The sequence below is a fragment of the Hymenobacter duratus genome, from assembly GCF_014698995.1.
GTDB lineage: Bacteria > Bacteroidota > Bacteroidia > Cytophagales > Hymenobacteraceae > Hymenobacter > Hymenobacter duratus.
The window spans coordinates 958376-971362 of sequence record NZ_JACWZZ010000002.1 but is presented as its reverse complement, the minus strand read 5'-3'; the positions used below and the strand labels follow the sequence as shown (position 1 = coordinate 971362).

Annotated in this window: 6 protein-coding genes; 4 read left to right on the top strand and 2 right to left on the bottom strand. The window is 61.1% G+C overall.

The features are described 5' to 3' along the window. The first annotated feature begins 15 nt into the window (after positions 1–15). From IC231_RS12070 to IC231_RS12055, 4 genes are all read left to right on the top strand, one after another. Positions 16–2322, top strand: a complete 2307-nt coding sequence (locus IC231_RS12070) for a S46 family peptidase (RefSeq protein ID WP_190784743.1) — start codon at positions 16–18, stop codon at positions 2320–2322. 140 nt (positions 2323–2462) lie between these two features. Further along, a complete protein-coding gene (locus IC231_RS12065; protein ID WP_190784742.1) occupies positions 2463–3764 on the top strand; it encodes a hypothetical protein in 1302 nt (433 codons plus the stop codon). A 154-nt stretch (positions 3765–3918) separates the two neighbouring features. Next, complete coding sequence (locus IC231_RS12060) at positions 3919–4773, top strand: PorV/PorQ family protein (protein ID WP_190784741.1); 855 nt, start codon at positions 3919–3921, stop codon at positions 4771–4773. Positions 4774–4823: 50 nt separating this feature from the next. Then, positions 4824–6953 carry a ComEA family DNA-binding protein gene (locus tag IC231_RS12055; protein ID WP_190784740.1) on the top strand — a complete coding sequence of 710 codons (2130 nt, stop codon included), beginning with the start codon at positions 4824–4826 and terminating at the stop codon, positions 6951–6953. A gap of 160 nt (positions 6954–7113) precedes the next feature. Here the strand turns inward: IC231_RS12055 and IC231_RS12050 are convergent, their stop codons facing one another. Both IC231_RS12050 and IC231_RS12045 read right to left on the bottom strand, forming a co-directional pair. After that, complete coding sequence (locus tag IC231_RS12050; protein ID WP_190784739.1) at positions 7114–10740, bottom strand: reprolysin-like metallopeptidase; 3627 nt, start codon at positions 10738–10740, stop codon at positions 7114–7116. A gap of 291 nt (positions 10741–11031) precedes the next feature. Next, on the bottom strand, positions 11032–12987 hold the full coding sequence (locus tag IC231_RS12045; protein ID WP_190784738.1) for a DUF3857 domain-containing protein: 1956 nt from the start codon (positions 12985–12987) through the stop codon (positions 11032–11034).

Genomic DNA, 12987 nt, shown 5'->3' with positions numbered 1-12987 from the left:
TTCCCACTCATTGTTATGCGCAAGAACAACTGGGCCAAGGCCCTGCTGCTAACGCTGCTACTGCCCATCACGGCCCGTGCCGATGAAGGCATGTGGCTGCCCCTGTTCGTGAAACGGCTCAACCAGGCCGACATGCAGAAGAAAGGCCTCAAGCTCACGGCCGAAGAAATTTACGACGTCAACAATGCCTCGCTGAAAGATGCGGTAGTGCAGCTGGGCGGCTTCTGCACCGGTGAATTCGTCAGCAGCCAGGGCCTGCTGCTCACCAACCACCACTGCGGCTACGACGCCATCCAGAGCCACAGCACCCCTCAGAACAACATCCTGGAAAAAGGCTTCTTCGCGGCCACCCGCGCCGAGGAAAAAACCAACCCAGGTCTGTTCGTGGATATTCTGGTGCGCATGGAAGACGTGACCGGCAAGGTGCTGGAAGGCATTACGGCTGCCACGCCTGAGCAGGAACGCGTGGCAACGGTGCAGAAGCGTCAGAAGGAAATGGCCGACGCGGCCAAGGAAAACGGCCAGTACGTCGCCTATGTGCGCGACATGTTCGGCGGCAACGAGTACTACCTTTTCGTGTACCAGCGCTTCGGCGACGTGCGCCTGGTAGGTGCTCCGGCCGAAGCCGTGGGCAAGTTCGGCGGCGACACCGACAACTGGATGTGGCCCCGCCACACCGGCGACTTCTCCATGTTCCGCGTGTACGCCTCCAAAGACAACAAGCCTACGGCCGGCTTCGCGGCCGACAACATTCCGTATGTGCCCAAGAAGCACCTGCCCGTAAGCCTGCAGGGCGTGAGCGAAGGCGACTTTGCCATGGTGTTCGGCTTTCCGGGCCGCACGCAGCGCTTCCTGCCCGCCGCCGGCCTGCAGATGACGCTCGACCAGAGCAACCCCGCCCGCATCAAGCTGCGCGACACGCGCCTGAAGCTGTGGAAAGAGGACATGGACCAGGACGCCGCTTTGCGCCTGAAGTATGCCTCAAAATACGCCAACATTGCCAACTACTGGAAGTACTTCATCGGCCAGAATGAGGGCATGAACCGCCTGAAAACGGTGGATGCCAAGAAAGCCGAGGAAGCTTCCCTGATGCAGTGGATTGCCCAGGATCCGGCCCGCGGCCAGCAGTACGGCGAAGCCCTGAACAGCATCAACCAGGCCTACGCTGGTCTGCGCCAGTACAACCTGAGCGCCAACTACGTGAACGAGGCTGCTTTCGGCACCGAAATCATCACGCTGTCTTCGCGCATGATGCCGCTGTACATGGCCCTCAAAGCCACGCCCGCCGACAAAGCTGCCATCAGCAAAGCCACCGCCGACCTAAAGGAGCCGGTAGCTGAGTATTTCAAGGACTACAGCGCCTCTACCGACAAAAAGGTGTTTGCCGCCCTCATGGGCCTGTACATGAAGGATGTGCCCGCCGAGCAGCAGCCCGACGTATTCCAGACCGTAAAGAAGCAGTACGGCGGCTCCATGCAGAAATACGCCGACTACGTGTATGCCAATTCCTTCCTGACTTCGGAAGCCAAGGTGAATGCTTTCCTAGCCGCGCCTTCGCTGGCGAAGCTGGAGGCCGACCCTGGCTTCAAGACGTTCAACTCGGTGTACACAAACTACACCCAGAATATTTTGCCCAAAATGCAGGCCCTGCAGAGCGGCCTGACGCGCGCCAACCGCCTGTATGTAGCCGCGCTGCGCGAGAAAAACACGCAGAAGGTGTACTCGCCCGATGCTAACTCCACCATCCGCCTGAGCTATGGTACCGTGCGCCCCTATAAGGGCCGCGACGCGGTGAGCTACGACTACAAAACCACAGCCCAGGGCATTCTGGAAAAGGAAGACGCCACCAACCCGGAGTTTGTAGTGCCCCAGAAAGAGTTGGAACTGCTGAAAATGAAAGATTACGGCCGGTTTGCTGACAAAGAGGGCAACCTGCCCGTGGCTTTCATCACCGACAACGACATTACGGGCGGCAACTCCGGCTCCCCCGTTATCAACGGCCGCGGCGAGCTGATTGGCCTGGCTTTCGATGGCAACTGGGAAGCCATGACCGGCGACCTGGCCTACGACCCGGAGCTGAAGCGCTGCATCAACGTGGATATCCGCTACGTGCTGTGGTGCATCGAGAAGCTGGGCGGTGCCAAGCACATCGTGGATGAAATGACCGTAGTAAATAACGGCCCCAACCCCGGCGTGGGCGCTCCTACGGCTTCGGCCGCTGGCCTGAGCGACGTGGAAAAGATGAAGGTGAAGACCGAAGACGGTCAGAAAACCAAGGTCAAGAAGAAGAAAGCCAAAGAAGGCGCAGCGGCTGGCATGTAAGCAGCCCGCTTCGCTCTGAAGCTAACAGACGCCCCAGCATCGGAAGATGTTGGGGCGTTTTGCATTGGAAACGACTAGTGGTGCGTCGGAATACGCGGGTATTTCCCGTTGTTTGCGGCTCGTATGACCTCCTGCTTTCTATGCAAATAACGGCTGCCTCCCTCCGCACCGCAGGCTGCTGGCTGGTGCTGGCCGCTGCCCTGCTGGTGCTCACCCTCAACCGCCACGCCACGTCCAAAGCGGGCCGCTTCACTTACAAAAGCGAGGTGTGGGCCGACAAAGCCGGCTACTATGTGTACCTGCCAGCTACCTTTCTCTACGGCTTCGATGCCCGCGCTTTTCCGGATAGCGTGGAGTTCAGAACCGGCAAAGGATTCCAACTGGACCGGACTACGGGCAAGGTGATAACCAAGTACCCGTATGGCGTGGCGCTGCTGCAAAGCCCGTTCTGGCTGACGGCCCATGCCCTGAGCACCGAAAAGACGGGTTTCTCCAAGCTGGAGCACAAGTCCATTGATATTGCGGCCGTGTTCTATGTGCTGCTAGGGCTGGGGCTGCTCTGGCGGGTGCTGCAACAAGGGCTGACCGGCAGGCAGGCAGTGCTTACGCTGGCCGTGCTGTTGCTGGGTACCAACCTGGGGTTTTACGCCATCATCGAAACGGGCATGTCGCACGTGTACGCCTTTTTCGCGTTTGCGCTGCTGCTGCACGGTCTGCACCGCCTTCAGCCAGCCAGCACGGGCCGCAACTCCGCGTTGGGTATATGGCTGCAGATTGGACTAGCGCTGGCCCTCATTGTGGCCCTGCGCCCGATTGACGCTGTGTGGGCGGCGCCGTTGTTGCTGTGGGGAGTGGCCGATAGCGCCGGGTTGCGGCAGCGGCTACAAGAATTGCTGAGCCTGCGGGTGCTGGCGGTACTGGTCGGCTGCGTAGGTCTGTTGCTGCTGCCCCAGTTGGCCTACTATCAGTACCTCAAAGGATCCATGCTCACGTACAGTTATGGGCAGGAAGGCTTTCCATATTGGGCCCGCCCTAAGCTGCTGGAAGTGTGGCTGGCACCCGAAGACGGGCTGTTTCTCTACAACCCGGTGTTGCTGCTGGTGCCCGTAGGCTTAGTGCTGCTATGGCGCAGCCGCCCGGCTACGGCGGCGCTGGTGGCAATGGTTGCGCTGGGGGTTTCCTACACCTACGCGGCGTGGTGGGCCTATACGCTGGGCTGCAGCTATGGTCACCGTGGCTTCGTCGATTTTTTGCCGGTGCTGGCCCTGCCGCTGGGCGTGGCCCTGCAGCGAGGGGCCAACTCGCGCTGGCGTGGGGTGCTGGCCCTGGGGCTGGTGCTGCTGATTGCCTACAACCTGAAGCTCAGCTTTGCTTACGAAACCTGCTTCCCGACCGACAACGACTGGGACTGGGCTTCCTGGTGGAAACTGCTGACTGCCTAGCCTGAACTCAGGCACGCTAGTCTGCTGGTTTGGCCTGTGCAGAGGGCTTGCCCAAGGCGTAGCGGCGGCCGCAAAGAAAATTGCGCAAAAGTGCCTCAGGCTTTGGTAATCAGGGTTTTTATCCTACATTTCATTCGTCTTATTTTATATAGCTATGCTGAAGAATTACGTGTGCTCTGGTGGCTTGCTTTTGCTGGCAGTATCAGGTTATGCTCAGGGCAATGGGCCCGGCACAAGAGGCGCCCGGGCGGCAGCCCTCGGCAATGCTTCCGTCACGCTCAGCGACGTATGGGCCATTGGCAATAACGTGGCCGGACTGGGCCAGCTCAACGCCCCGACGGTGGGCGTGTACGCCGAAAACCGCTACTTATTATCGGCTCTGAATACGGTAGCGCTGGCAGCCGCGGTGCCTTTAGGCAAGATAGAGAACGGCCAGGCCAGCCGTGGGGTCGTGGGGTTTGAAGCGGAACGGTTTGGTGGCAAGCTCTACAGCGAGCAGCGCGTAGGGGCCGGCTACGGCTACCGGGGCGGCCTCGTGAGCATCGGCGGGCGGGTAGATATGCTGCAGGTCAGCATCGAAGGGCTGGGCAGCAAGCGGGCGGTAGCCGTATCGTTGGGCGGGCAGGCTGAGCTGATACCCAAGCGGCTGGTATTCGGGGCCTACCTCTACAACCTGAACCAGGCCAGACTGGCCGAGTATCAGCAGGAGCGGGTGCCCACCGTGCTCAAGGCGGGCCTTTCGTATCGGCCTACTGCCAAAGTGCTGCTCAACATCGAAACCGAGAAGGAAGTAGAGCAGTCAGCCGATTTTAAGGCCGGCCTGGAATACCGCGTGATTGACGCACTGGCCTTGCGGGCCGGGCTGCGCACCCTCACGCAGGAAACCACCGGAGGCGTAGGCTTCCAGGCCGGTGCACTCCAAATCGACTATGCGGCGGCCTGGCATACGGCGCTGGGACTAAGCCAGCACCTGGGCGTTAGTCTGGCTTTCAGCGGGAAGCAGCCATGAGGTCAGCCCGCGTAGCGCAGTGCAGCGCGTTTGGTTTCGCGCCTCGCACCATGTTGCCTCATACTAAAACTGGCTGCGCAAAGTGGCGGGTTGCGGCGGTACTGGCTCTGCTGTTGCCGCTGGCAGCCCAGGCGCAGGAGTACGTGCGCCCCGCCGCCGACCTGGACCGGCTGACGCAGGAGCTGTTTGCTGAAATCCAGAGTGACCAGGTACCCTACGAGGACCTGTACGAAACGCTGCTGCAGTACTACCAGACGCCGCTCAGCCTGAACTCAGCTTCCCGCGAAGACCTGCGGGGCCTGCTGCTGCTGTCCGAAAACCAGATCAGTAAGCTGCTGGAATACCGCCAGCAGCGCGGTCCGCTGCTCAGCCTGTATGAGCTGCAGGCTGTTCCGAGCTTCGATTTGCGTAGTATCTACCGCATAGCCCCTTTCGTGACGGCGCAGGCTGCCGGGGGCGCTAATGCGTTGCGCGGGCCGTTGTGGCAGCGGGTGTTCAAGGAAGACAACAATGCGCTGTTTATGCGCTACGAGCGGGTGCTGCAAACCCGCAAAGGCTACACCACTGCCCCCACCGACAGCCTGGGCCAGGGGCCTACCCGTTACTTAGGCTCGCCCGATAAGCTGATGCTGCGCTACCGCGTCAGCCACGCCAAAGACTTCAGCCTGGGCATAACTGCCGAAAAAGACGCGGGCGAACAGTTGCTCTGGAACCCCACGGCCCGCACCTACGGCCCCGATTTCCTGTCGGCGCACTTTGTGCTGCAGGAACGGGGCAAGCTCCGCACGCTGGCCGTCGGCGACTATCAGCTGCAGTTTGGGCAGGGGCTGCTGCTGTCGTCGGGGCTGCAGGTAGGCAAGGGGGCCGAAACCATTACCACGCTGCGCCGCAGTTCGGTGGGCGTGCGGCCGTATTCTTCCATCCTGGAAAGCACCTTCTTCCGGGGCGCGGCTGCTACCGTCAGTTTGTCGCCTACGGTGCGCGCTACCGGCTTCGTATCGCGCAAGCGGGTAGATGCCAACGTGCAGCAGGCCGCCGACTCGCTGGCGGAGTTTGATGAGTTTTCGTCAGGTTTTCTGCTGACTGGTTTTCACCGGACGGCCAGTGAGCTGGCCAACCGCCAGACGCTGCGCGAAACCGTAGCGGGCGGTAACCTGGGCTACACCAGCCGCAGCGGCCACCTGTCAGCCGGCCTCACGGCCGTCGATACGCATTTCGATAAGGCCATTCAGCGTCGGCCCGAACTGTACAACCAATACGAGTTTCGAGGAACTCACAATCTGGCCTTGGGGGCGCACTACAGCTACGTACGGGGCAATGTGCTGCTGTTTGGCGAAACGGCGCGCAGCAGCAGCGGCGGGTGGGGCACGGTAAACGGCGTGCTGGCCAGTCTCGCACCTACTATTGATGTGTCGGCGCTGGTGCGGCACTACTCCCGCGACTTTCATACGCTCTATGGCAATGCCTTGAGTGAAAACACCCGCAACATCAACGAAAGCGGCCTGTACCTGGGGCTGAAGCTGCGGCCGGTAGCCCGGTGGGAAGTGTCGGCTTACTACGACCAGTTCCGGTTTCCATGGCTGAAATATGGGGTAGGTGCGCCTTCGGCGGGGCACGACTGGCTGGCACGAGTGGCGTACTCGCCCACGAAAACTAGCCTGCTCTACGCTCAGATCCGGAGCCGCCAGAAAGACTATGATGCCAGCACTGACCAGCCGGCGCCGCTGCCCGTACCGACTACGCGCCAGAGTCTGCTGCTGTACTACGATGCTAACCCGACGCTCATTCTGGGGCTGCGCACACGGGTGCAGGCCAGCCGCTACCGCGAAGATAATGGCCCATGGCAGCGGGGCTATGTACTGGCGCAGGACGCTTCTGTTGCGGTAGGCCGTCGGCTGCGTCTCACGGCCCGCTATGCCATCTTCGATACCGACAGCTACGATACCCGGCAATACGTGTTTGAGCAGGACGTGCTGTACGCGTTTTCGGTGCCGGCACTTTCGGGGCAGGGCACGCGCATATATGGTATTGCCGAAATCAACTGCAGCCGTCACCTCACGTTCTGGCTGCGGCTGGCCGAAACCCACTACCGCTACCAGAACACTGTCGGCTCAGGCCTGGAGGAAATTCAGGGACCTCGCCGTACCGAATTCAAAGCCCAGGTCCGCTACCGGTTCTAGCACGGCCTCCATAAGTGGACTATGTAAGCCCAGCAGCATCCAGCCGCATATGACAGTGAACTGTAGTGTTTCTGTCCCAAAAAGCACGTGAACCAACAAGACATAAAAAGGGCGGCTTCCCAATGGGAAGCCGCCCTTTTTATGTAAAAGCAGCCGCTGCTTATTGCTTCAGCAGTTTCACTACGGCGGTGCCTTCCGGCATATCTAGGTGCAGCTGGTATACACCGCTGCTCAGCTTGCTCAGGTCAAGAGCGTGCTGGAGCGGCGCGCCTGCCTTGCTGAGCGCAGTGCGGCTCACCGTGCGGCCCAGAGCATCCGTCACGCGCAGCGTAACAGTACCACGCTGGGCATTGTCTACTTTCACCTGGAACAGGCCATTGCTGGGGTTAGGATATACTTCCACACCCCGCAGCAGCGCTTCGTTCTGGGTAGCCAGTGTTGTTACGCCAACGCAGGCCTCATTGGAGTAAGCCGAAGTGGCAGCCCCGCTAATGGCCCGTACGCGGTAGCAGTAATTGCCATTGGCGCCGCTGATCTGGTCCGCATAGTAAGTCGAGTTAGCGGGCAACGTAGCCAGAAGGGTGTAGACGGTGTTGCCAGCGCCCGTGCGTTCTACCTGGTAGCCGGTTTCGTTGGTGGCATTGTCCAGCCAGATCAGGTCTACGTTTGCGCGGTTGTTCGTTACGCCGTTCAGCAGAGCCGTCAGGGAGGCTGGTGCTGCAGGCGGCTCAGCCAGGGTGCAAAGCTCCAGCGTCCAGCCAGTCAATTGGCCACCATTGCTCGGGTTGTTGTCGGCAATGCTCAGCGTCCAGTTGCCGGTGGCAGCATCGTTGAGCAGGTTAGCCAGCGAGTTGGCCGGGCGGTAGGTAGCGCCGCCGGTAAGCGGGCAGGTGATGGCCGAAGCAGCATCTTCGCTCAGCGTCAGGTTGATATCGGAAGTGCCGGGGCAGGCATTCGCCAGCAACACGGCCGTGCGGCCTGCTGGGTTCGTCAGCGAAATGGTCAGCTCACTTACATCGGGGTGCGTGATGGCCAGGTTGCGGATACGGATGTTGCCCACCCGCTCGCCATTCTGCACATTGATAACCGACGTTACGGTTGGCGTAGCACCAAACGGAATGTTCACCGGAATCTGCGTTGCAACAGCCGTGAAGCAGGACAGCGTGCCAATCTGGAACGAAGAAATTACCGAGTAAGGCGCAACACCACAGGGGCTGGTGCCGCGTACGCGCCAGTAGTAAGTCGTGCCCGTGGTCAGCGCCGGCGAAGCCACCGTGAAGTTGGTGCCCGTTACGTTGGTCTGGGTGAGCAGCACGTTTGCGAAGCTGGCATCAGACGCTACCTGTACCTCGTAAGCCGTTGCGTTCGGCACAGCGCTCCAGGTCAGGCGGGGCCGGGGGCTCACCACCTGGGCTGCAACCGGGCTTACCGGAACAGCGGCGGCAGTAGCGCTGGGCAGTACCGTGAACGTGTACTGTTGCGTCTGGGTGATGCTGCCGCTCGTGCCCGTCAGGTTGATAGTGTACGTACCGCCAGCGGTGCCAGCGGCTACCGCAACCGTTGCCTGCACCGTGGTGCCGGCCGCCGTTGTGGCGTTGTTATACGTCACCGTTATGCCTGCTGGCAGGCTGGTGGCCGACAACGCTACCTGACCGGTGAACGACTGAATCTGACCCACGTTGAGGTCAAACGTGGAAGAAGCACCCGGGCAAAATGCAGCAATCTGCGTAGCTACCGGAGCCAGGAAGAAGGTAGGCGCGCCGGAGTTCGTGATAGAGAAATTCTGGTTCGACAGGTCGAAGAACACGTTGCCGGAAGCCTTCACCTTGATACGGGCGCTAGTGGTAGCGGCCACGGATGCAGGCACCGTCACATTCTCGTAGCCGTCGTTGGGCGTGTTAGCCAGCAGAGTCGTAGGGAACGTGCGGCCACCATCAGTTGAGAGCAGAATGTCTACGTTGGCAGCGCTGATGGGCGCAGCAGTCGTGTTGGCTACATCCCAGGCCACCTGCTGCGGTGCACCTGCCTGCCACGAGGCCGAAGCCGTGTTGGGGAGCGTTACCAGGAACGGACCGGCCGTACCAACTACAGCTACGTTCATCGAGTCATAGTCAACCCCGCCGCCGCCTACGCGGTTGTCGCGAGCTACAAAGCGGAATACCAGCCGGCGGGCGTACGAGGGAAGAATCTCGCCGCGCACCTGCGTGTTGGTGAGCAGCGCGCCCAGCGCGCCGGTTGGCGTCAGGGTAGCAGGGAAAGTACGGGTAGGGGAGGCCACCGGAGCGTAGGCGCGGAAAATCGGCGCATCGCCGGTCGGCGAGTTAGGAGCACCGCCCGGCCCCAGGTTGAATTGCTCCCAGCTATACGTCAGGGCATCACCATTGGGGTCGGTAGCCGAACCAGTCAGCTCGAACGGCGTGCTGAGCGGAATGCGGTAGTTGGCCCCGGCGTTTACCACCGGCGCATTGTTGCCGGTAGGCGTGTTCACCCCGCAGTTGCCGCCAGCCGCCATGTGGGCTACCAGCTCATCAAAGCTATAGGAGTGGAAATACGGATCGGAGTTGTTCTGCGTGTTGTCGGCGCCACAGATGCCGGCGTAGGCCATGATGGTCGTGCCGGAGCCCGGCTCGTAGGCTGCGGAAGCCGAGCGGTTACCGCCGCTGCACGAGCCAATCGTACCGTTGAATGTGTGGTTGCCGCCAAACTGGTGGCCGATTTCGTGGGCTACGTAGTCGATGTCGAAGGCGTCACCGAAGGGAGCAGGCCGGCCAGTCATACCGCGGGCTTTGCCGTTGGAAGCGCACAGGCTGCGCAGCTGGGCTACGCCACCATCACCAGTAGCAAATACGTGGCCGATGTCGTAGTTGGCAGCACCGATACGGGCCGTCACGACAGCCTGATTTTCCGTCAGCAGCGTAGTTGAGGAGTTGTTCGTGAAGGGGTCCGTAGTGCCGTTCAGGAACACAAGCGTGTCGTTTTTCGGAATCAGCACCAGGCGGGCCGCAATTTCCTTCTCGTACACACCGCTAACCCGGTTCACCGACGTAACGATTTTAGAGAGAGTCAGGGCCGTGGTGGGTGCAGCCGGAGCGCACACAGCTACTGCATACTCACCGGTACAGGAAACGGCCAGCCGATAGGTTTTCAGCGTCGCGCCGTTCGGAATGGCTGCGGGCATCGGCGGTGTCAGCACCGAGCCTGCTGCCCCAATAGCCGAACCTGCAGTCAGGCACTCGAACCGTACGTTGTCCTTGTTCATGGACGTCCGGTCGAACACCAGGTGGGTATTGTCGGTCGGCGAAACTGGATCAATGAAGATGGTGCGCGACGCAGTCGTAATCATGGCGTGGAAGCCAGCCGGCGAAATATCGAGGCGGGCCGTGGCGCTGGGGTCATCGATGCCCTGCGCCTCATACGTGCGGATCTGCGGGTACTTTGCCGCCAGCTGTGGTGCCATCACGGGCACCTGCACGATGCGGAAGCGCTGCGAGCTGCCATCGGGCAGCGGTAGCGAGATAACCGTGCTGGAATTGCGGGCGCCCGAACCGGCTTCGGCCGGAGCCGCTGCCAGCGCCGCGCGCATGGCGGGCAGCTGCATAGTTACGGAACGGTACTGCCGCAGGGCTTGGGTGGTGGTGCGGGCAGCGGTAGGCAATGCTTCGGTCGCATCGGCCCACAACACGCGTTGAGCCGACACCGATAATGGCGACCCGGCCGCCGCCAACAGCAAGCCGCCCAACAGGGCCGGCCGCCATGTGCGCCGCGAGGAGGTAAAGGTTTGCAACATAAATTGTGCTTTGGAAATGGAAAAGTCAAAGAAAATAGAAGGCCCTAAGATACTGTTTTTTACACATGGCTTGGCGTGCTCAGGCATCAGTTTTTGGGCGTTGAGTCCTCAATGAAGAAAAACATGCAACGTCAGATAATATAGATATAGAGCTGTTTATGAGTTAGTAAGGTGCTGTTTGTGGATAGGAATGCTAAGTAACCGTGTGGAGTGATTCGGTACCCCCGCAACGCAACGGCCCGCCAGAACAAGTTCTGGCGGGCCGTTGCGTTGCGGGGGTATACTAGTCTTCTAGGCGTCGGTTTTCACGAGTACAACCTGCGCTTTATCGGCGGAGCTGATGCGCCGCCGGAAATCCTGATAGGCCGGAAAATCGGTCTTGGGGAAGCGGGTGCGCGGCATGAGCAGGCGCCGGACATACAGCAGCGTGCCATCGGGCAGGGCCTGCACCTGGCTGGAATACGTACCGAAAGTGGTGCTAAGTTGTACCGGGGCGGGTATGCTTTCGGGCTTGAAGCCGGCCGGCACATGAATGCGGACTGTGTCGGAGTAGCTGAATGAGTTGTCGAGCCAGATGGCAGTGCGTCGTTCGCCCACCGTGGCAGGCAGCGCGCTCCAGCGGCTGAGCAGGTTAGGAGTCAGGAAAGCCCGCTTGCCCGATACCGAAGCCCAGCCCGGCAGCGTCAGGCCTAGGTTTTCGGTGAGCACAGGCACTATACTGCGCCGGTCCTGAGCGTAGCTGAGCTTGCTGATGCTGAAGTTGGCCAGCGGCAGGTTTTCAGCCATTATTTTTTTCTGGTCGGCGGCATTCGACGTACCGGCCAGGGCCTCATATCGGTCCTGCTCCAGGCCGGAGCGGCGCGTCCGGATGTTGGCTGTAGCACTGCCCTGCGCATCTAGGTACACATCGGCCAGCCGCTCCCGGCGGTTTTCGGCGGCCAGATACTGTGGCGTGCGCACCACGCGGCCACCCTGGGGCGTGATAAGCAGCGCGTGGCGGTTGCCGGTAAAGCTGCTCATGTAGCCGAACGGGTTGGTCTGGCTCGTGCATTCCAGCCAGACGGTATCGCGCTTGGCGGATTTCTGCAGCGGCACGCACAGCACCACATGGTTGAACTGCTGGCTCGGAAACTCAGTCCGGACATCCTCTTCATTGGCGCGTACCAGAGCGCAGTATCCCGTAATACCGGCCGTTTTCAGCAGGGCTTGGCAGTAGTTGGTGAGGGCTTTACAGTCGCCGTAGCCGCTGGCCGCTACGCTGCTGGCTGGAAACGTCTGCCAGCCACCGATGCCCAGCTGCACCGAGATGTAGCGGGTGTTGGCCTGCAGCCACTCGTACACTTTCCGGATGCGCGCCCGCTCATCGGTTTCGCCCTGCACCAATGCCCGGATCTTCTCCTGAACGGCTACCGGCAGCTCGTCGCGGCCGGCATTGAGCTGATAGTTCCACAGCCCCAGTGCCTGCCACGAAGTAAGCGTACCAACGTGGCCCTGTACCTCAAACTGCGTAGGCGCTGTGAAGACCACCGGTGTCGTTTCGCCCACTGGCGGCCCGTCGGGTTCTGCTTCCACTGCCGCCAGATTCCGCACCTGCCACTCGTAGCTCTGCAGCGCCGCCGAAACCGAGGTGCGGGCCACTGTGGTGCCGGCTGGCAGGTCGCGCTCCTGGTAGCGCAGGGGCAACTCGGCGGGCGTCAGTACTCGGAAAGTGGCCTGCTCCACGGCCAGTTGCTCGCGGGCCTGCGGCCGCCAGGTGGAGTAGAACAGCGTGTTAGTGGAGTTGACTTCGTACTCGAACTCTACTGTGTAAGGATACACCGGCTGGCGCAGGTCGGCTACCCGGCCCCGGCCGTCGTTGGCGAGGCTGAACCCATCGGAAAGCGAGATGTCTCCGATTTCCGATGCTTTCAGGGTGCGTAGCAGGCGGCCATCGGTAGCATAGGCGCTGCCGCGCAGGTAGCTCACGGTATTGAGCTGGTCATAATAGACCAGCTCCTGGGCATGGTGCGCGCCGGCTTCATCAAAAATGGTGACGGCGCGGCGTACAGTCTCGATGGTGCGGCCTGCCGACTTTACCAGCAGGGTTTCATCGGAGAAGCGGACAACGGCGTGTGCATTTTCGCGCAACGAGCCCGGAATGTCGGCCACCGGATATTTGGGTGGCTGGCCGGCCAGCACCGGGCTGCCTGCCAATAGGCTCAGCGCCGCTAGGGCTGCCCGGCAGGTGCGCTTCAGGAGGAAGGCCAC